Here is a 19208-nt window from a genome sequence, read left to right on the forward strand (position 1 = left end):
CTCGGCCGGCGCAGCGTAGACGTTGGAGGTCCCATGACCGACAAAGTACCTAAGTGGTGCGGCTTTGCGCCCTCAAAGCCCAGAGGTGCTCCAGCGTGCACCATGGTGATCCCTCGTGCCAAGCGGGACTGAACGGCGAGCCAGTCGTTTGGTGGCGAGGCCGCTCCTAATCCCTATTCCATGCCCTCACGGCATGATGCCCGCAATGCAGGAGCTTTCCTGCTTTGGGGGAGTCCTACCGCCCACTCGGTGGTGGCCCGTCTTCCTAAAGTTCGGGAAATGGGTGCGCTACGCCGTCAATGACGTCGACGCCTTGGCGGAAGTTGCCGCAGCGTGACGACGGCCTCGCCGGAGCCGCGGCGCATCCTTCCCGTTGACCGGACATAGCTTAGAAGCTATATAGATGACTTGGGACGTCGTATTTCACGATGCCTTTGAGGCGGAGTTTCTTGCCTTTGAGCCGTCCAAGCAGGACTCCTTGCTGGCCTCGCCAAGCTGCTTGCCGACTACGGCCCGCAGCTCGGCCGGCCATATGCAGATACGCTCAAAGGCTCGAAGCACACCAACATGAAGGAGCTTTGTTTCGAGGCGTCGAATGGCGGGTGGCGCGCCGCTTTCGCGTTCGACCCCGAGAGGAAGGCGATCGTGCTTGTAGCCGGAGACAAATCTGGAGGCGGTCAGAAACGCTTCTACAAGCGGCTTCTCGCAAAAGCGGATTCACGGTTTTCCGCACATCTGGAGAGCCTGAATGCCGGAAGGAAGGGAAGATAGAATGGGCCGTAGCCTAAACCAGATTATCGCCGACTTGCCCACCGAACGGCAGAAGGGGATCGAAGCTCGCTATCAGGAGGTAAAGCAGGAGGTCGAAGGTCTGCGTGAGCTCCGCCAGCTTGCAGGGAAGGCCCAGGCCGACATCGCCACGGCGCTTAACATCAAACAGCCCTCGGTGTCCAAGATCGAGAAACAAGCCGACATGTATCTCTCTACGTTGCGCAGCTATGTCGAGGCAGTCGGCGGAAAATTGGAACTTGTCGTCAAGCTGCCGAGCCGCCGCGCACTCCGTCTACAACATCTCGGCGATGTCGGGGCTTCGCCGGACGATGCTCCTCGGACCAGGCGCAAGGCCTGAAACATGAGCGGCACGGCAACCAGTATTAAGTCCAAGCTGACGGTGATCGAGACTGTGTACCCTCCGATCTCCAATCAGGAGGCGGTTTGGATGCAGAGCGACCCCGCGGTCGAGGCGCTTCTGCGGCAGAGCGACTTCTACATGATCGCGGCACGTGCTGAGGCGCGGTATCAGGACATTGTTATCGACCCGGACACCCACGAGATCACGTTCACGTTCGTCGTCGGCGATAGCTTCGCTGATGATGTGAAGCTGCGCCTCAAAGACTTGCCGGGCGTGTCCGCTGCCCAAATCGACTCTTATCTGGTTGAGGCGGGCGAAAAAATGATACGGGTCTGGGATGGTCCGATTGGCGAAGAGGGATCTAACCTTCTCGAATGGTTCACGACCGAGAAGCTTCTTTGGGACCGCTCCAGAGGCAGAGCTGGAATTGAGGGCTTCGAACGCTATCGCGAAGCGGCGACGTATGACCTTCTTTATGTCGGCATCGCCAAGGTGGGCGACAGCTTCGATCGTCTGATCCGCCACGGCCACAAAGCTCGCATGGAGATACTCTCCAACGAACCACAACGATATCCCGGGGCACGCGTCACCGACGAAATCTACCTGTTCATGTTCAATGTACAGCCTTTGATCATGACGACGTTCGAGCTGGACCACGACTTTGAGGGCGAAGATTTCAGCGGCGCCTACGATCAGAAACGGATCGTCGCCGACGCCGAGAAGGCGTTCGTCAGCCTTCTGAAACCGCAATACAACATCGTGAAGTTCGCCAATTATCCGAAGGGTGCAGACGGGCTCTACGGCTCGGACTATGTCCGATACGGCTATGTCATTGGCGAAAACGTAGCGTTCAACACCGCGCATGGTCGCATGAGAGGAGGACGAAACGCTCTCGCCGGGTTCATCTCCAATGACGCCGACTGCATCTTCATCGAGGGCGACGCCGTGACGCTTTACGTCTCCGGGGTCGATTATCCGGCCGAAAGCCCGGCGAACGTCGCGGGCGCCTCAAAAGGAAATTGAGCGCTGACCGCGAAGCGCTAATTGCACGACAAGGTTCGCCAATGTTGACGTTCGACAACCGCTGGCGATTTGATAGCCCTGGCCCAATTGAAGGCGATGTTGAGGCGGGATTCCTCGATCTCATCAATCGCATCAGCGGCCAGGGTCAGCGCAAAGCGATCCTCGAGCATTTCAAAGCGCGGTTTGCTGCCGCTGCGAACGTCCAATACTATCCCAGCTCCAACGAGCGCTTCGCCGTTGAGGACCTTACTACGGCGATGGGCAAAGCGGCAACGAACGCACCACTGTTCATCGAAGCCTTTTGGACCGCTTGCGAACAATTGCAACGCGGGAATCCCGAAATGGTGATGCTCGACGCCGCTCGGATCAATCGCATCCTCGCCGATGCGGGAGCCGGCTATCAGCTCGATCCCCCGAGCCTGATTGCCACCCGCGTTCATATCCCGATTGCCGTCCCTGAGCAGGCGCCTTCGCTCGACGCCCAAGCCCAGGGCTTGATCGAGCAGGCACTCCAAAGCTCGGAGCGGGCGCTCAGCGAAGGCACGGCCGGCAAGCCGTTCAGGAGGTGTTGTGGCTCTTGGAGACGATCTCCACGGCGTTCCGCGGCGCCGATATCCACGATGGCAGCATCCAGGGACGGTACTTCAACAAGATCATTGGTGAACTGCGGCAACGCGGGCGCGGGCATCAGGATCAAATCCTTCAATGGATGATGATCCTGCACGGCTACCTGTCTTCGCCGACAGGCGGTGGCGTTCGCCATGGCCTCGACCTTCGCGAAGGCCTCGCGCTTCAAATCGACGAGGCCCGCCTCTACTGCAACCTCATCCGCAGCTATCTCACTTTTCTCATTGCCGAGCATGAGCGACTGAGTAGGCAAGCGGTCTGACGTTTTGCACGCCACGGTAAGCGTGCCGGAAGTCCATACCATTGACGCAACATAGCTTCAAAGCTATATAGATTGCCGAGGACGTCGAGTCTATCGATGGGCCTGAAACAGAAATTCTTTGTCCATTCGCAATCCGGCCAGGACGCACGAATGGAGATCTCCAATGTGCTCGCCGACGTGCTGAGCGAATGCCCTCGACCAGCGTATCCGGCTTGAGGGTCCTTGCGAGCGATTTGGCATAAAAAAAAACTTTGACTGACGATCTGCGTCAGCGGCCTGGGGGCAGGAATGCGCATCGTCTATCTGGAGGTCCAGAACTTCCGTGGCATCAAATCTCTGGTTTGGGCACCCGCGGCGGGCATGAACTGCCTGATCGGGCCCGGCGATTCCACCAAAACGACGATCCTGGATGCCATCGAGCTATGTCTCAATCCCCGCTCGTACAGTTTCGCGGATGATTGCGACTTCTTTGACCTCGATATCGAAAAGCCATTGCGGATCACAGTCACGTTGGCTGGGCTACCCGGCGACTTCAAGGCCGAGGACCGATACGGCTTACACCTTCGCGGCTGGAACCAAGCAGCTACCAAAATCGAGGACGAGTCCGGTGCAGGTTTAGAAGACGCGCTCTCCATCACCGTGGTTATCGACCAATCACTTGAGGCACGCTGGTCGATCCACAATGATCGTATCGATACCGTCGACAAGGATCCGCCGACGGTACGTTACAAAGACACCAAGCGAATGGGCACCAATCGCTTGGGGCCGTATGCCGAACGACATCTCGGCTGGGGCCGAACCTCCGTCCTGACACGGATAGGCGAGGCTGGTGAGGGGTACAGCCTTCAACTGGCAGAGGCGGGCCGCGCGGCCCGCACAGCCTTCAAGGCCGGCGATCAAGGCATCTTTAAAAAAGCCGTCGACCGGGCAGAGGAGCTCAGCAAGCTATTCGCCGTCCCCGTCCGCGGGAAATTCACAGCCGAACTCGACGTTCAGGGCGTCAGCATCACCTCTGGCGGAATTGCGTTGCATGACGGCAACCTTCCACTCCGTCGACTCGGTACTGGTTCCTCTCGCCTTCTCGTCTCGGCACTTCAACACGATGCCGGTCCGCCTCACATCGCTATCGTCGATGAAATCGAGCATGGCCTTGAACCGCATCGCGTCGCCCGGCTGCTCAAGTATTTGAAAACTCCCAAGGGCGGAGAAGGCGCCGCCCAGCCACAGATGTTCGTGACGACACATTCGCCAGTCGTGATCCGCGAGCTAACCGCCTCGGATATTTTTGCCGTTCGATCATCGGCAGGCGTCACAACAATCGCATCTGTCTCTGGACTGGCCAGAGACCTCGACACCGCGCAGCGTCACCTTCGCGGAACGCCTGAGGCCTTCCTCGCCAGAAAGGTTCTTGTTGGCGAGGGGCGAACGGAACAAGGCCTTATGCGCGGCCTGGACGGGTGGTGGCATGCTAGCGGCCGAGATTCGTTCGCCTTGCAGGGAGCAGTCCCGATCGATGGCGGCGGCAAAGATAAGGCCCCCCTTATCGCCGAGCATCTCCGCGATCTTGGATACGAGGTCTGGCTGCTTCTGGATTCCGACAAGCCGCCAAACGCGGAGGCCTTGCGACGAGCGACCGACAAAGGCGCGGCCCTCTGGCAATGGCCGGACAATTGCTCGACGGAGCAACGACTGTTTCTCGACTTACCCTGGGCCGGCGTGCGAGCCTTGATCGCGCTTGCAATCGAGTGCGTTGGGCAAGACAGCGTCATCGCCGTCCTCGACAATGCCTTGAACGCCGCCGACCTTCCGACCGTTTCCGCTGCCAAGCTGGGACCGGAGCGCGACACCGTAGATTTGCGTCGACTGATTGGTAAGGTCGCGAACGACAAGAGCTGGTTCAAGGATATTTCACGCGGCGAAGGGTTGGCATCAGTCGTTGGGCCGCACCTGAACGCCGTCGCTGCGACTCCACTCGCCCAAGGGCTCGATGTCATGCGGAAGTGGGTCGATGTCTCTTGAAGCGGACATAGATATTGCACGACTGGCGGCGGGTCTCCGACACGGAAGCATCATTGCAGCCGCCGGCTGCGGGAAGACAGAGCAAATAGCCCGTGCGGTGGGTGTGTCGGAACACCGTAGGCTCATTCTCACGCACACGCATGCCGGAGTTGATGCTCTCACGCGACGTCTAAAGAAGCTTCACATTCCTAGCGCTAAATATCGCATCGACACGATCGCCGGGTGGTGCCTGCGCTTTGCAGCTTCCTTCCCTCGGCGCTCCGGCATTCTTTCGACCGCCCCCAGTTCCACGGCCGAGTGGAACGCCGTGTATGCTGCCGGGGCTTGTCTACTCGATAGTGGTGCCGTGGATGGAGTGATCAATTCTTCATACGGCGGCTGCTTCGTTGATGAGTATCAAGATTGTACCCTGCAGCAGCACGAGGTGATCCGACGGCTCGCCAATCATTTGCCAACGTGCATTTTCGGTGACCCGCTTCAAGCCATCTTCGACTTTCGGGGACAGGCGCCGGTTAGTTGGGAGAAGGACGTTTTTCCGATCTTCGGACAAGCCGCCGAACTGGTCACTCCATGGCGATGGAAGAATGCCGAGAACGAAGAACTGGCCGAGTGGCTTCGCGCCGTGCGGGTAACACTTCAGAAGGGTGAAAATCTTGATCTCGGTAATCGTCCAAATTGCGTAACATGGACCGCCTTACCTGCCGATCCGCGTCGTCAGCAAGCTGCGGTAGTCCGGCAATGCCTCGAATCGATGCGTGATGACCTGCTTGGAAAGCTCATTGTCATCGGCGACAGCACCAACGAAAATCGCCGATCGGCGCTCGCGAAGAAGCTTGCCCAGCAAGGATTCGTCACTATCGAGGCGGTCGGCTGCAAGACACTCTTCGCCGCGGCTAAAGCTATCGACGGGTCGGTTGGGCAGGCGCGTTTCAAGATGCTCTTAGCCTTTGCAGCCAAATGCATGACCGGCGCCGACAAAGCCGAACTCCAGCGTGCCGTTGATGCCCGCCAACAAGGCCGACGCCTGGGCCAGGCCAAATTCGGCGATCTCTTGCAGCTTACCGAAGCGGTCATCCAGGACGGTGGCGATGCCGCGATGCTCGCCTTCCTTCACGCGCTGCGCGATCGCCCGGGCGTCCGCATCTACCGACGTGAAATGTATTTCGCGATGCAATCGGCCCTGCAGACCACGACGAATACCCAACCTCCGAGCCTCCACGCGTCGATCTGGGAGGTTCAAAATCGAAGTCGTCACGCCGGTCGCCGACTGGGAACCCGCAGTATTGGAAGCACGCTCTTGGTAAAGGGTTTGGAGTTCGACCGGGCCATCGTGACATCAACCAACGCAATGAGCGGCAAGGATTGGTATGTAGCGCTCACACGCGCAACGAAAACTATAAGAATCATATCGCCGAGCGCCCGCTTCACGCCGGCGGCGTAGAGCGCGCTTCTGATTCAGGACAACAATTCGCTGGAAGCACTGCGCCAACACCAACGGCGACAGACGTCCAACGAACATTGAAGATCATTCTGGGAGGATCTATGGCAACCACTGCTTACTCGCAACACTACGCTCGAGAGATCGACGTCGAGCAACTCGCCTGGTTGCTGAGCGGAAGACAGCCCATTGCCGCCGACGAGCAGGTTCCCGAAATAGATCCCAAATGGGGCGACTGGATTCGCTCGGACGTTCGGTGTTCGTCGTGCGGCAGGACCGGCGCTCATGTCGTGCGTTCAGCTCGTGCCCGCGCAACACAAAAGCTGATTAGGCAATCTCACTTCCGGTTCGTTGGGCAGGACGGCAACGACGCGCATCATCCTTTCTGTGAATTCTATGGCGAAGACGATGGCGTCCTCACCCAACCTGACGGGCTCGTGAATCTCGGATCCGAGAAATCCGCGGAAACACGACTGATTAGAGAGCTTGTGTGCAAGGGCATCGAGCAGAGGCTGTTCGATCAATCGGCGATCCGCGCCATGCGCCAATGGTTTTTCGAACTGAAAGCCTCTAGCCACGTCCGAGTAACAGTGACGCCTGAGCAAATAGAATGGACCCGATGCCTCCGGCGCCACTCGCAATTTCAACGCTGGACCTTCCATCCCGCCCAGGCAGAAATGCCAGGCTTCGATTGGGCCTCGGCCGCGAAATACCACTTCACAGAAGAGCACCTTGCCCTGTTTGAACTTCTCAAGGAGACGCCGTTCGATTCGCCTCATTGGCGCAGGGCCCAGGAACTGGCCACCAAGCACAAGGACCAGGAGGTTTTTGACGTCAGTACCTTGCGGCCGCACTATGACGCAGCCCTGACGCTTTGCGGTTTTGTCGCGAAGAACGCTGGCATCAAGTTCAGCCCGATCAATCCTGATTCCTACAGGTGGAAAGGACCGCCGATTCCACTCCTTGCCCTCTGCGCGCTGTCGTTGTTTGTCTCACGGTGGGATATGAACGCAGCCATTGCAACGTTTGCCAAGCTCTTGAAGGCGCCGGCACCGGCTGACCTGTCTCTTGGCAATGTCATCGGGTTAAACCCATTCCACGAATACACACCTTGGCGGCTAGTCCAGTTGTCGACCGATATCGCGGCACGCGGCTTCGACGGACACGACTATCACGGCCAATTGGTGGCGATAGAAGCGAAGTTGCGCGAGCAATACCGCGTATGGAAACTCCTGAATCCATAGGGACTCAGCCCAACCCTAAGATTAAGATCGAGCAGAGACTTAGCAAACCGCTCGATGAAGCGCCGTGCGTGGAGCATATCCACAACACGCCGACGTCGGGTAGCTTGTCGAACTGATCCGCGCCCGCGCGGGCGAAAGTGCAGATTTTGAATTGGAGGCATGTGATGACTCGGGTCGTCTCGCTCTTCCTGCCCACCTGGTCGACCGACCGGGTGCGGCGGAAGGCCGGCGACGCGGCGCCTCCGATTGAGGCCCCCGCTCGCCCTTGTTGGCCGTGACGGAAGAAAGCAGCTTGTGCTGGCGGTGGATGCCGCGGCCCTGGCGGCGGGCGCGCGCGTTGGCATGCGCGCCCGCCCCATCTCCTTCCTGCGCGAGGACTTGCGCCGACGGCGCATCGTCACCTGCCAGGAGGCCATGGACGCGCGCGACGGCCGATGGCTTCAGGCCGCCGGCATCGTTCTCGTCCGCCAGCGCCCCGGCAGCGCCAAGGGTGTGATGTTCATCACCCCGGAAGACGAGAGCGGCATTGCCAACCTGGTGGTCTGGGCGAAGGTGTTCGAGCAGTTTCGTCGGGTTGTCCTGTCCGCCAGCATGATTGCCGTGCGTGGTCGGATTCAGCGCGAGGGCGACGTCGTCCACCTGGTCGCGCAGCGGCTCACCGACCTGTCCGGGGATCTTGCCAGCGTCGGTGATCGCGACGCGGCTTTCCCGCTACCGCACGGACGGGGCGACCAAGTTCGCAATGGCGGCTCGGGGCCTGACCCGCGCGACTTCCCGACGCCTGCGCCGGACGGCCACCGATACGATTCTTATGGGAAAACCGACCAGATCAAAGTGAAGACACGGGATTTCCGCTGAAACACACAATGGAAACCTGCCAGCACCTACGCAGAATGACGCCCTCGTGATAGGCATATTTTCGGGGGCTCTGAAGATGGCCAGAAGACCAGGCAATACTCTTGAGAAGTGGGAAGTATCGCTCGCGAAATCGATGCTCGCTCGCAAGTATGTGCCTCAGGACATCCAGGCATATTTCTCTCGCCCGACCCGCTCGATCAACCACGCTCGGATCTCTGAGATCCGGGATGGCACCAAACACAAGGTCATCAAGCCGGCGTCTGACGACGAGCTTGACACATTCCTCGATGCTTGGCCGAACATCGACCCCGCGACGGGTCTCCACCTTCAAGGCGACGAACTCTTGGTAAAAGCTCGCGAGACGATGATCGCGGCAGTCCATACATTCAACAGCGCCGGTCTTTATTTCCGATCCGAACTGTTCATTGTGACGTCCATCATTGCCTGGACATACCTGTTGCACGCCTACTTCAAGCGCGAGGGCGTCGACTACCGATACAAAAAGTCCGGGGTTGTCGAGCGAACCCCTGCGGGAGCGGAAAAGTTTTGGGAGCTCAGCCAATGCATCACAACCGGGGCATGCCCGCTGGAAGCGGGTGTCGTGAACAATCTGAAATTTCTGATCGAGATCCGCAACGAGATTGAGCACCGCTCCACCAACAGGATCGACGACGCTCTTAGCGCCAAACTTCAGGCGTGCTGCATCAATTTCAACGACGCCATAAAGAAGCTATTCGGGCGAGAATTCGCCCTCGAAAAGCGCCTGCCAATTGCTCTTCAGTTCGTAACGTTCGACGGCGTGCAGCGGAAAGCCCTTCTTGGGGCCGATCTGCCTCAACATATCGCAACAGCGATGGATACCTTCCACAACACTCTCACCGACGACGAGCAGAAAGATCCAAAGTTCCGCTATCGCGTCGCGTTCGTTCCAAAGGTGAGCGGGAAAGCAACGAAATCAGACCTGGCAGTCGAATTTATCAAGCCCGGATCGCCTGAAGCAGAGGCGGTCGAACGCGTTCTTCTCAAGGAAGTCGAGCGTCCGAAATACTTGCCCAGCCACATAGTCGAAAAGGCGAAGGCGGCTGGATTTCCGACCTTCAATATGCACGACCACACGAAGCTCTCGGAGCAGCTAGACGCAAGAAATCCGGCGAAGGGATACGGAGTCAGCGTTGCAAAGGCTTGGTACTGGTACGAGAACTGGCTCGAAAAGGTGCTTGAAAAGCTAAACGAAGGCTGGGTGCGCCAGCCAAAGGTCTAGCATGTAGATCAGCTCATCGATGAAGGCGGAACGCGCTCCGCCCCTTGTTATTGTGGACAATACGAGCGGCCCAGATGGGCTTCGATCGTGCAGAGCTAAAAGGATAGCGACGTGGAAGAACCAGAAGAGACGCAGGAATACGTCGTGTTCCCCGAGGAGGCTATCAAATATCTACCCGAAGAATGGCAGCAACACCTCTATGCGCTCAAAGAAGAGGGACAAGGCGTTCTGGAGGCAGCAGATGACAATCTAAGGATCTTAAATCGCATCGTCCATGCGTTCCCGACTATGGCCAGCCTTCGCTACATCCAGCATCGGCTTGCCTCCACCAGGTTCGAAGCGACGATGGAGTGGGCGCTTGAGAACGACATGCTGACCCTAGCGTTCGTAACGACATATGCTCGTCTCATCGACGGTGGCATCGGCAGCGGCGTTTCGCGCAGCGCGCTACCCGTCGAGCTTCGCCCCGTGCATGACAAGATCATTGAACTTCGCAATAAACGCTATGCTCACAACGTCGGCCACGACTCAATAACCGGAAATCTAGAGATCGGTTTCGAAGGTGGGAAGTTCGACATCAGCGTCAATTTCAACATGGGCTTCCATGTAGGGGGCGCCCTCGAATGGAAGCCTCTCGTTGTATTTCTTGACGGCCTAATGTTCCGTCGGCTTCACGTGCAACTTGAGAAGTTGAAGGAGAAAACGGGGCGCGAATGGACGTTCCCTAGCGGTCCACCTCCCAAATGGGTCTCGTCTGGCTCAGATAGTTCTACTCTTGGCGAAGATGGCGGCGTTGAACCCGCTCTTTAAGGCCACCGGTCTATCGCGACGCCCTCGCCGACTGCTAGTCTTTCTCAGTGCTGGTCCGGCGGCCCCAGCCCTAGCACCCGCTCAGCCAACCTGTTCAACGAGCAATGAGCCGGCCGGCAGCGGCCGGATGAGCGACTGCGCCGGCACGGAGAGATCAAGCCAATCGGCCCAGGCGCCACGTTCAAGGATGACAATCTGCCGATCGTGATATGGCGCGATGTCGGGTCCGGGCTCCATAGTCAGCATGGTGAAGGCTTCGCCGACGTCTTTGGTCTCGCGCCAGATGCCCGCGATGCAGAATATCGGTTCGTCCCGCTGGGTGAACAGCCACTTATCCTTCCGCTTCTTTCCCTTCTCGGCGGGATCGGTGCGGCGGCGCTTCTCATCAAGGATGAGGCAATCCTCAATGTGACAAGCGCCCAAGACAACCACGGTCGCATCATTCAATGGGCGGTCGATCTTGGCTTCGAACGGCTTTGCCAAAGCGGCCAATGGCCCTTCGACTTCCGTTGGCGATGGTTCGAGCGACCGACTGGACGTTATCTGGAAATCCTTCCTTCACATTCAGTTGTGACAATTAGCCAGGTTGCAGACGCTGCCAAGCAGCCGCGCGACGTAGCCTTTCGGGCTAACAAGCGCGTTAACGGTCAGGCTTGGTTGACGGGCCTGCCTAAGCGGTTGCTCCCGGAACAACTGTGATGGACATGACGCGTTCTTACCGCTGAGTCAGAAGTGGCGAATTCGCTTTGTGGGTTGGTTCGGGCATCTCGCGCAAGGCTCCAAATCTGGGCGGCATCATCGTTCGCGCGATCGAATATCTGCGCCAGCGAGCGATAGATCCTGCGACAAAGGCGACCTCGAGCAGGCCTTCGTTGCGGCGCTCAAGATGAGCGATATCGACGTCGCAGTCGCTGAGCCCTATTTTCAGGACGCCATTGCGGCTTGGCCCGATGCCCTTCGGGCGAAGATCGTGCAGGTGCTCTGGAACAAGTACTCCAAGCTGCTCGACATTCGCATCAAGCACGAACGGGACGATTTTCTGCTGGGGGACGCGGTCGACATCCGCGACGCGTTTAAGCACCCCGCAGCGAACAAGAAAAACCCTGAGATCCTTTCGGAGGCCGGGGTTTTGGGTGCCTTGCTTTCGCAAGAATCGTTGGTTGCGGGGACACGCAACACCCGATGCCGGCAAAATGGAGACCAAAACGCGAAAGGCGGCCCTTCGGGACCGTCCTCGCTAGCATCAGTGGTTGGGGCGGCTCGCAACAACCGATTCTTGCTATTGGTCGAGAGGACCATACCAAAGCTAGCGGCATAAGCGTTCGATGTAAGAACCGCCGGTCGAGGAAACAATCCGCACGACCAATCCGGACGTCATCATCGTTCACCCCTGTGGCCCGTTCTGGGAGGTGACCTCATCGCCATGGATGTCGAGCAGGCGATCGCGGTGTGCAAGGCATCTCCTCGCTCGATCGTCGTTGCAACCCGTATCCATCATCCGGAGTTCGGAGCTGTTCGCGAGCGACACCTTGCAACTCTGAGAGCCGGCGAGGATCGTCTCGGCGGGCCGTCGCGTGGTACAGTGCCGAGAAGTCTTGGAACTACACGTCCATGGCGAGGCCGAGGCGGCAGCGGCAACAAACTGATATGGCGGGCGCCGATCTCGGCCGCCTCGTGGAACCGGAGCGGCGCGCCTGCACCGCAACTGGTCTATCTCCATGCAGCACTGAAATGGGGGCCCTCACGCAAAGAGCGTGAAAGCCCGGGAGCGATCAGTGCCAAGCCGGCTGAGCGCCACGTTCAGCCGCCCTTGGGCAGCCTCGGCGCCGATCAGGCGCTCGCGGTGCTCGTCAACCACCTCCTCGGGGGCGCGGGCGACGAAGTCAGGGTTGTCGAGCTTCCTGCGCGTCCGATCAGCTTCGGCCTGCAACGTGGCGATCTCTTTGGCCAGGCGGGCCTTCTTCGACGGCCAGGTCGATGAACTCGGTGAGCGCAGGGCAAGGGATACCCCCTCGACCACAAAGGGGATCGCCCCCTTGAGCGCCTGCTCGAAGCGCAGTTCGGACACACGCAAGGTTTGGACGATGACGGCGGCGTTGGCTTGCAACACGGCTCGCTGAGTTGGGTCAGCCTCGGTGACCAGCAGCGCCGGACGGGCGGCAGGCGGCACGTTCAGCTCGGTGCGCACCGAGCGGCCCTCGGTGACAGCAGCGATCACTAAACCGATCTCCGCCTCCGCCTGAGCATCGATCCACTCGGCGGTCGTGGTCGGCCAGTCGGCATTGAGCAACAGCGAGCCGCGCGCAGGGCCGAACTCGCCGAGCTGATGCCACAGCTCCTCGGTGATGAAGGGCATCACGGGGTGCAGCAGCTTGATGCAGACGTCGAGCGTCCAGGCCGCCATGGCACGCGTCTCCGCCTTGGCCGCTTCGTCGTCGCCGTTGAGCACCGGTTTGGCGAGCTCGACGTACCAGTCGCAAACGACGTTCCAGATAAAGCGGTAAAGGGCCTTGGCCGCATCGTCGAATGCGCGGGCCTGGAGCGCCGCAGTCACCTCGACGATGGTCTTGACCGTCTAGCCGCGCACCCAGCGATTGATCATTAGCCTAGCCGCGCCGATGCGCCTGAAACATCAGGTCGGCAAACGGCAAGCTGTAGAGCGCTTGGGCCTCGGCGCGCTCACAGTTACTGCGGAGCTGTGCGCCGTTTCTACTGTCGTTCCGCTCCACTCTCCCAGAGGCAATCATTAAGACTTGCGTTCCCATCCATGATAATGGTGTGGACGAGCCGGATCGAAAAGAGGCTGCGGACCATCTCGGTTCTCCGCCGGAGGAGCGCATGATCGTCGTCAGCGTCGCCGGATCGACGGCGATGCCGCCCCGGCCTGTTCCGGAGATTCCGATCCAAGAGGAAAGGCGCTGAGGTGAAGGAATCGAATTCGGTGTCTTGCCCCGGCGCTCTCGTCGGAATGGCCGGCGACGACTACATGATGCGCGTTTCCGAAATTCCACGGGATTGGATCGAGATCGGAGGCGTCGGCGATCTGCGGGCGGGTGCGTCGCGGGCGACGACCTCGGCGGGACGGGCAAGCGATTCCAGCTGTGAGCCCGCCGTGCCGGCGGGCCGCCGCGCCCTCCGGAGAGGGACGACCCGACGTCGTCATCCTATGACCACATGCACGCGTCACGATGCCGCCCTGGGTTCCAGAAGGCTCAAAAGGCAACGATGCAGAGAAGGTACTTCTTTCATATCCGGGACGGCGGCTTCGTGTCGGTGGACGACGAGGGAATGGAATTTGCGACGCCGCGCGAGGCGGACGCCTATGGCGCGCGCGTCGCCGTCGAGATCGGCACCGATGACCGGGATTACGACGACACCGAACTATCGGTCGTCGACGCGCGTGGCAATGAAATCGCCCGCCATCGGATTCACCGGCAGTTGCGGCATTGATGGCTCATGACGATTTGGACATGAAGGCCTGAAGTTGGGCATCGTGCCGTTTGGCAAGCGCTTCGGCAATGCCTCGGGCTCCTGGTCGCGGGAGGCAAGTCGCGAATGGGCCTAGCGCTAGGTCCCCGCGGCTGCCGGACCCTGATCGAGACGTTCCGTGCCGCCCCGGCGCAGCACTTCTCGCAAAGCGACCTCATTTGAGGGAAACGGAAGCTACCCCCGACAACGCATCCTGGATCGCGGCCTGGAGCGTAGCCCCGCCTTGGGGGGCTTGGGGGCGGAGCCACGCCGGCCAGGCATTTTCGCGGGACCTCCGCTGGTGTCGTTCCTCACCAGGCGGAACCTCCCGGGTTCCGAATGCAGAAGCCGACCCCCGGACGTCCTGAAGAGCGTCGCACCCGCCCGCATCCCGCGCCAGCGTCCGACAACTACTTCGTCGGGCGTCGCAGCGACTGTCTGCCCACTTGCGGGCCGTCGGGGTTCACAGCGGGTCGCCATCGCAAGCGGTACAAACGTAGCGCGACCGCCGCTCGTTGATCTTGTCGGGCACGGCAACCATCGGCTTGCTGCAGACCGGACACGCCTTCCTGATCGGAAAAAGCACCGCCATCGGATCTCCCCCGCACCGCAACTCTAATTCCGGCGACGGCGCCGACTCAAGCGGATGCCGAAACGTTTTCCGCCGGCACCGCGTCTTGACTCCCCGGGTAAGGACGTACTCAACTCCGGGCAGTGATCGTGGGAGTGCGTCATGGAGCAGGAGTTCTATCGTGGTCTCGCGCAGCGGGTTCGAGCCCTTGCCGAGACTGCCGACCCGTTCACTCGGCGTCGTCTGCTGGACCTCGCCAAGCGGTACGACGCAAAGGGCGAGCCCTTGCGGTCCGGAGCGGCCGAACGCCCGCTGCCGGTGCCACGCATCACGCCGCCGGCGTCGGTCTTCACCGGGCCCGGCGAGGCCTGAAAGCCCGATTAGGACGTTACGCGGGCCATCCAAAGGCCCTCTCTCCCAGCTCGCCGAATCTTCTCATGCGAGCCCAACGCCTGCGCAAGCGAAAGGCGGCAGACCGCTGTCGAAGGCGTTCGATGAAGAGCCAAGAGATCCGTGCGGAAAGGTCAACCTTTGAGGTCGAACTGGCTGCGCAGCCTGTCCGCGATCGCCGCGATCATGTCGGTGCGACCCGCATTTTGCGGTCCGTCCGTCATGATCGTGACCTTCCAGGTATCCTCGTGCGGCACGACCGAGATGGCGATATCCGTCGGCAACTCGCTGATATCCTCCATTTCCAGCCTGATCGCGGCCTCGAGTTCCTCCCGGGTTTTTGCCGGCTTCTTCAAGCGTCGGCCGCCGTCTGGCTGGCTAAGCGTGATGGGCCTATGCGCGAGCGCATGTTTGGGGCGATCGTCATCGACAACAACTCCTTCTCGGCAGTCCCAAGGCCCCTCGTTACGACCTTCACTTTCTGATAGCCCGCCTCGCCGCTGCACGCTCCAGCGCCGTCGGCGAAATCGCGAGCTGCCCCAGGATGCGTCTGTTCGATTCCTCGTTTCGAAACGTAATTGGAACTGCTAAACGCCACCGCGCAGACTACAGCAGCCGCCTCGGACCCGCACGCGGTGACCGCCGCCAGATCCAACCGCGCCTCGAGACCTTAACCTCGCCCTGCACGGACGTCATACGGGCCGGCGGGTCAGCCGTCGAGTAGGGTGCCGATGAGGTGCAGCAGCGCCTGGTGTTCCGGGCCGTTCGCCCCATTTCGCAGGAAGTTGCCGATCTCCGTATAGGACGACCCGCCGCCGGAGCTGACGTTCGGCCGGTGCTTCACGGCGGGCATCTTCGACACCGGGTCGCGCGACAAGAGCCAGACATCGCCATTGCTGCTTTCGCAGATCACGCGTTCGGTCATGCCGATCAATCGATCCGGCGGCATTCCGTTCCCGATTGCGGACGGGGCGCGCGGGCCCTAGCATCCGCCGCAAAAGCGCCCCCTTCCCGGCCCGTCTGGTAAATGCCGGCCTTGGAAACGGGGCGCCGAAGCAGCGCAACGAAGTCGAGGAAAGGGCCGACGATGTCGTCCGAGCAAGCTGATCCGGAGCTGTCCGAGACCGCCCAGCAGATCAACGATCTGTTCGACTCGGCAGAACTCTCGAAGGCCATCGAGACGGAAGAATTCAAGCAGTTCCTCGATTACATCCCCATTGCCATAGTCGTCTCGAAATTCTTTCGCGGCGATCAGCGCATCTGCTACGCGAACAAAGCCTTCGAAACTCTCCCGGACCAGGACACGGATTGCGCGGGCAAGGGCTGGTCGATCCTGGCCGGGTTCAAGGACGAAAACGATTCGAAGGTCACGCTGGACCTGGCGATGCTGCGAAGCGGAGAAGAGTTTCTCGGCACCTTTCGTGCGGAGCACCCAAAGCCGCTTGTCGTCGAGGCCTTCTCCGGCCTCATTCAGAACGAGCACGGGAGCGAAAACTATCGCATCGCCGCGCTGATCGACATAACCGACCGGGCGCGTGCGGAGCGCGAGGAGTATGCGCGCCGGATTCGCGACAAGGACACCCTGCTGCGGGAGCTGCAGCATCGCGTGAAGAACAATCTGCAGCTGATCGTCGCCCTCATACGGCTCGAAGCGCGCAACGAAAGGCGGGGCGAAAAGGTCAACCTGCAGACGCTTGCCGGCCGCATCGAGTCCTTGCACCTCCTGTACCAGGCGCTTTCCAACGACGGCGCGGGAGACGAAGTCGATCTCGGCCACTATTTGAGCCAGATCGCCGCCGCCGTCATGAATACCTGCGCCGTCGAGGGAATTCGGCTCGATCAGAAACGGACTATGCGCCGGTCTCGGTCAACACCGCGCTGTCTGTGGGCCTTGTCGTGAACGAGCTTCTGACCAACTCCTTCAAACATGCCTTCGGTAGCCGCGACCGCGGCGTGATCACGGTCGAATGCGTGCGCCACGGCGAGGACCGCTATCGTGTCGTCATCGCCGACGACGGCGTTGGTCTGCCCGAAGGCGGCGTCTGGCCGGTTCCGGGAAAGATCGGCGCGCTTATCGTCCAGACTCTTAGAGAAAGCGCAAAAACGGACTTCGACGTCCAAACCGCGCCGGGCCGGGGCGTTCGGGTAACGAGGAACGTCGATCGAAAGGCCGCCGCACGAAGTCGTCCTTGAGGAAGACCGTTTCCAGCCGAGCCGCTCGGTGGAGGATCGCCCGTGCGCGACCCCAATTCGTACATCACGCGCAACCAATCATCGCAGGGCAAATCAGAGCACGATCCGAGAGCATGATGATCGATATCCGTCTCGGACTGGCGCCGTAGAGCGGCAGCTGCTATGCGTGAATTCCTTACGCCGGTGCCATTCGAGCTCACGACGTTTCCGAACGACAAGAGATATGAAGATCCGGTGATTACCGCCGGGATTCGGCAGTGAAATGCACTCTGTGCCCTCGAGCCCCTCCACGTCGAGCTCAATATTGCGCTTGCTGCAAATGTCCAGATCAATATTGAGATTGGAGTCGTTGTTCATCGGTGCACCAAGTCAAACTCTGGCAGTGTTAGGTCACAGGTGCCGCGGAGCGAGGGTCGCTCGTGAGCCCGAAGCACTGAATTCTAACCATATCTCACCTTCCTTACTCGTTTACGACAGCAACATGCGCCGACAGCAGAACTTAGTAAGGCCAAACGTGGGCGGGACGAGTTCACCGACCGGCTCAATCATGGCGGTTTAGGGCCTGAAGCGAGACCCGCCCTTCCGCGGGCGAGATGGTGGGCGGCCGGTCCGGTGTCTCGTTGCCATCCATCGTGTATCGCGATCGCCTAGCGGCGCCGTTATGAATGTCCCAAGGCGCATCTGGCCCCATTGGTTCTGAAGAGTTCATCGTTCTCTCCAGCGGCTCCGAGCGCAAGCTGCATCTCACACGGTGAGCCTTGCTCATCAGCCCGGATTCGACATCCGAGTGTCGCATTCGAATTGCCTGCGGCGCTGGCATTGGCCGCCTCTTTGGCACCGTTGTTGTGAAGCTGATCGACCGGCCCACCCGTCTGTTGTGTGTGCGCTCTCAGATGCGATGGAAGATACGTTGGGTTTTCCTCTCAAAGCGATGCGCACGGGTTCAGGTGAAAAGAGAGCATCGTTCGCCTTGCGCCTCTGCGTGTCCTCAGCCAATCAGTGTGGCTGCATTTCAATAGCAACACCCGTGCCAATGACGTCTCCTCATTTGAGCGACTGATTAGGCTTTGAAAAAGTGAGATTTTCCAAATAAGCGTTCTCAACCTGACAAAGGTGGCGCGACTGTCAGACTCTGGACAAGAATTAAGCTGGTCGAACCCTGGCATAAGACCGTTTCGCTGCATCCCATGATTTGTCGCTCGACAAGGTTAGCTATTTTTAAAGCCAACCTCCAGAGGACGGTCCAAGATGATCAGCAAGTGACGTGCCGCGCGAGGCTGCCAAAGAGAGGCCTTCGACGGCTGATGGCGAGCCTGTTTGGTGGGCCACAACATTGAAGACGGTACTTCGATTCTAAGACTGCCCAGCAAACAGTCTGTTTCACTTTCTGGCATCGCGATCTCTTGTCCTAGCCTGAGCACGTCAGAAAGGCGCGACGGCACGTTGCGCTCCTGAGAGGGCGCGCGTTATATTCAGGCTAGACGCGGCACTGAAGATTGTGGCTCCTGTCTTTGACTGCCTTGGATGCGCGGCCGAGATAACCCGGAGCTATCGAGGGCGCGGACATTACGACGTGACAGGACAGTCATGAGTTCCAGTCCGTGCGCAGGCAAGGAAAGGGATCCGAGGAGCAGAGCGGGGGCCGCAGATGAGCCGGTGATTTGAGCTTCTCGTCGCTCGGGATTGTACGACCGCCGATCGACTCTTTGATTGCTCCGGTAGAATTGCCTTTCACGGGCGAACGCGAGAACGAGTCTCGAGAAGTAGATGGTCAACGTCGTCAGATTCTTCATGGTCATCGCAACATACATTGTACTGCCGAATGATGGAGTGTGGCGGTTGGAGGATTGATCACGAACAAGCTGGAGCGGCGAATGGTGCTGCTTTTCAATTCGAAAACATTGGGCAAGAC

Annotated in this window: 20 protein-coding genes and 1 pseudogene; 15 read left to right on the plus strand and 6 right to left on the minus strand. The window is 59.7% G+C overall.

Translation table 11 applies throughout. From position 1 onward, the window contains the following. Window positions 1–495: 495 nt before the first annotated feature. Genes ABIB90_RS02025 through ABIB90_RS02035 form a run of 3 tightly spaced genes read left to right on the plus strand, consistent with a single transcriptional unit; the run spans window position 496 to window position 2155 of the window. Complete coding sequence (locus tag ABIB90_RS02025) at window positions 496–771, plus strand: type II toxin-antitoxin system RelE/ParE family toxin (protein WP_354200380.1); 276 nt, start codon at window positions 496–498, stop codon at window positions 769–771. Next, window positions 749–1129, plus strand: a complete 381-nt coding sequence (locus ABIB90_RS02030; protein ID WP_502918226.1) for an XRE family transcriptional regulator — start codon at window positions 749–751, stop codon at window positions 1127–1129. Before ABIB90_RS02025 ends, ABIB90_RS02030 begins: the two co-directional genes overlap by 23 nt. Before the next feature lie 3 nt (window positions 1130–1132). Next, a complete protein-coding gene (locus tag ABIB90_RS02035) occupies window positions 1133–2155 on the plus strand; it encodes a hypothetical protein (protein ID WP_247800707.1) in 1023 nt (340 codons plus the stop codon). A 17-nt stretch (window positions 2156–2172) separates the two neighbouring features. On the opposite strand, the gene ABIB90_RS02040 is transcribed toward ABIB90_RS02035, so the two are convergent. Further along, window positions 2173–2595, minus strand: a complete 423-nt coding sequence (locus ABIB90_RS02040; protein WP_354200051.1) for a hypothetical protein — start codon at window positions 2593–2595, stop codon at window positions 2173–2175. Window positions 2596–2732: 137 nt separating this feature from the next. On the opposite strand from ABIB90_RS02040, the gene ABIB90_RS02045 reads away from it, so the two are divergent. The 7 genes from ABIB90_RS02045 to ABIB90_RS02080 all read left to right on the plus strand — a co-directional run bounded on the left by ABIB90_RS02045 (window position 2733) and on the right by ABIB90_RS02080 (window position 10674). Then, window positions 2733–3044, plus strand: coding sequence for a hypothetical protein (locus ABIB90_RS02045; RefSeq protein WP_354200052.1), 312 nt, complete (start codon window positions 2733–2735; stop codon window positions 3042–3044). 288 nt (window positions 3045–3332) lie between these two features. Further along, on the plus strand, window positions 3333–5063 hold the full coding sequence (locus tag ABIB90_RS02050) for an ATP-dependent nuclease (RefSeq protein WP_354200053.1): 1731 nt from the start codon (window positions 3333–3335) through the stop codon (window positions 5061–5063). Then, entirely contained in the window at window positions 5053–6504 is a 1452-nt protein-coding gene (locus ABIB90_RS02055) for a UvrD-helicase domain-containing protein (protein ID WP_354200054.1), read from the plus strand. The genes ABIB90_RS02050 and ABIB90_RS02055 overlap by 11 nt, the downstream gene beginning before the upstream one ends. Before the next feature lie 101 nt (window positions 6505–6605). After that, the gene (locus ABIB90_RS02060; protein WP_354200055.1) at window positions 6606–7745 is read left to right on the plus strand and encodes a hypothetical protein; all 1140 of its coding nucleotides are present in this window, start codon (window positions 6606–6608) and stop codon (window positions 7743–7745) included. Window positions 7746–8039: 294 nt separating this feature from the next. After that, complete coding sequence (locus tag ABIB90_RS02070) at window positions 8040–8603, plus strand: OB-fold nucleic acid binding domain-containing protein (RefSeq protein WP_502918227.1); 564 nt, start codon at window positions 8040–8042, stop codon at window positions 8601–8603. 76 nt (window positions 8604–8679) lie between these two features. Continuing rightward, window positions 8680–9864: a DUF3644 domain-containing protein gene (locus ABIB90_RS02075; RefSeq protein ID WP_354200056.1), complete on the plus strand. Its 1185-nt coding sequence runs from the start codon at window positions 8680–8682 to the stop codon at window positions 9862–9864. Window positions 9865–9975: 111 nt separating this feature from the next. Further along, window positions 9976–10674, plus strand: coding sequence for a hypothetical protein (locus tag ABIB90_RS02080; RefSeq protein ID WP_354200057.1), 699 nt, complete (start codon window positions 9976–9978; stop codon window positions 10672–10674). A gap of 81 nt (window positions 10675–10755) precedes the next feature. Here the strand turns inward: ABIB90_RS02080 and ABIB90_RS02085 are convergent. Further along, a pseudogene (locus ABIB90_RS02085) lies at window positions 10756–11073 on the minus strand (SOS response-associated peptidase family protein); the annotation flags it as partial. Window positions 11074–11560: 487 nt separating this feature from the next. On the opposite strand from ABIB90_RS02085, the gene ABIB90_RS02090 reads away from it, so the two are divergent. Continuing rightward, window positions 11561–11992 (plus strand): hypothetical protein, encoded by a 432-nt coding sequence (locus ABIB90_RS02090; RefSeq protein ID WP_354200058.1) that lies wholly within the window; start codon window positions 11561–11563, stop codon window positions 11990–11992. 423 nt (window positions 11993–12415) lie between these two features. Here ABIB90_RS02090 and ABIB90_RS02095 read toward each other — a convergent pair whose 3' ends face one another. Further along, the gene (locus ABIB90_RS02095) at window positions 12416–13237 is read right to left on the minus strand and encodes a class I tRNA ligase family protein (protein WP_354200382.1); all 822 of its coding nucleotides are present in this window, start codon (window positions 13235–13237) and stop codon (window positions 12416–12418) included. A gap of 662 nt (window positions 13238–13899) precedes the next feature. Here ABIB90_RS02095 and ABIB90_RS02100 point away from each other — a divergent pair. Then, on the plus strand, window positions 13900–14124 hold the full coding sequence (locus tag ABIB90_RS02100) for a DUF6894 family protein (RefSeq protein WP_502918228.1): 225 nt from the start codon (window positions 13900–13902) through the stop codon (window positions 14122–14124). A gap of 481 nt (window positions 14125–14605) precedes the next feature. On the opposite strand, the gene ABIB90_RS02105 is transcribed toward ABIB90_RS02100, so the two are convergent. Next, window positions 14606–14734 carry a hypothetical protein gene (locus ABIB90_RS02105; RefSeq protein ID WP_354200060.1) on the minus strand — a complete coding sequence of 43 codons (129 nt, stop codon included), beginning with the start codon at window positions 14732–14734 and terminating at the stop codon, window positions 14606–14608. 141 nt (window positions 14735–14875) lie between these two features. Here ABIB90_RS02105 and ABIB90_RS02110 point away from each other — a divergent pair, with 141 nt between their 5' ends. Next, entirely contained in the window at window positions 14876–15085 is a 210-nt protein-coding gene (locus ABIB90_RS02110; RefSeq protein WP_354200061.1) for a hypothetical protein, read from the plus strand. 152 nt (window positions 15086–15237) lie between these two features. On the opposite strand, the gene ABIB90_RS02115 is transcribed toward ABIB90_RS02110, so the two are convergent. Both ABIB90_RS02115 and ABIB90_RS02120 read right to left on the minus strand, forming a co-directional pair. Next, a complete protein-coding gene (locus ABIB90_RS02115) occupies window positions 15238–15459 on the minus strand; it encodes a hypothetical protein (RefSeq protein ID WP_354200062.1) in 222 nt (73 codons plus the stop codon). 353 nt (window positions 15460–15812) lie between these two features. After that, a complete protein-coding gene (locus ABIB90_RS02120; protein ID WP_354200063.1) occupies window positions 15813–16028 on the minus strand; it encodes a hypothetical protein in 216 nt (71 codons plus the stop codon). Between the two features lie 162 nt (window positions 16029–16190). Between ABIB90_RS02120 and ABIB90_RS02125 the strand changes: the two genes are divergently transcribed. Next, complete coding sequence (locus ABIB90_RS02125) at window positions 16191–17003, plus strand: histidine kinase dimerization/phosphoacceptor domain -containing protein (RefSeq protein WP_354200064.1); 813 nt, start codon at window positions 16191–16193, stop codon at window positions 17001–17003. Further along, window positions 17000–17296 carry an ATP-binding protein gene (locus ABIB90_RS02130; protein ID WP_354200065.1) on the plus strand — a complete coding sequence of 99 codons (297 nt, stop codon included), beginning with the start codon at window positions 17000–17002 and terminating at the stop codon, window positions 17294–17296. The genes ABIB90_RS02125 and ABIB90_RS02130 overlap by 4 nt, the downstream gene beginning before the upstream one ends. Window positions 17297–19208: the final 1912 nt, after the last annotated feature.

The organism is Bradyrhizobium sp. JR4.1, assembly GCF_040548605.1.
GTDB lineage: Bacteria > Pseudomonadota > Alphaproteobacteria > Rhizobiales > Xanthobacteraceae > Bradyrhizobium > Bradyrhizobium canariense.

Coding starts and splice junctions, on each gene's coding strand:
- ABIB90_RS02030 (WP_502918226.1), top strand. CDS start 749: ATGCCGGAAGGAAGGGAAGATAGAATGGGCCGTAGCCTAAACCAGATT.
- ABIB90_RS02035 (WP_247800707.1), top strand. CDS start 1,133: ATGAGCGGCACGGCAACCAGTATTAAGTCCAAGCTGACGGTGATCGAG.
- ABIB90_RS02040 (WP_354200051.1), bottom strand. CDS start 2,595: ATGAACGCGGGTGGCAATCAGGCTCGGGGGATCGAGCTGATAGCCGGC.
- ABIB90_RS02050 (WP_354200053.1), top strand. CDS start 3,333: ATGCGCATCGTCTATCTGGAGGTCCAGAACTTCCGTGGCATCAAATCT.
- ABIB90_RS02055 (WP_354200054.1), top strand. CDS start 5,053: ATGTCTCTTGAAGCGGACATAGATATTGCACGACTGGCGGCGGGTCTC.
- ABIB90_RS02060 (WP_354200055.1), top strand. CDS start 6,606: ATGGCAACCACTGCTTACTCGCAACACTACGCTCGAGAGATCGACGTC.
- ABIB90_RS02075 (WP_354200056.1), top strand. CDS start 8,680: ATGGCCAGAAGACCAGGCAATACTCTTGAGAAGTGGGAAGTATCGCTC.
- ABIB90_RS02090 (WP_354200058.1), top strand. CDS start 11,561: ATGAGCGATATCGACGTCGCAGTCGCTGAGCCCTATTTTCAGGACGCC.
- ABIB90_RS02100 (WP_502918228.1), top strand. CDS start 13,900: ATGCAGAGAAGGTACTTCTTTCATATCCGGGACGGCGGCTTCGTGTCG.
- ABIB90_RS02105 (WP_354200060.1), bottom strand. CDS start 14,734: ATGGCGGTGCTTTTTCCGATCAGGAAGGCGTGTCCGGTCTGCAGCAAG.
- ABIB90_RS02110 (WP_354200061.1), top strand. CDS start 14,876: ATGGAGCAGGAGTTCTATCGTGGTCTCGCGCAGCGGGTTCGAGCCCTT.
- ABIB90_RS02120 (WP_354200063.1), bottom strand. CDS start 16,028: ATGACCGAACGCGTGATCTGCGAAAGCAGCAATGGCGATGTCTGGCTC.
- ABIB90_RS02125 (WP_354200064.1), top strand. CDS start 16,191: ATGTCGTCCGAGCAAGCTGATCCGGAGCTGTCCGAGACCGCCCAGCAG.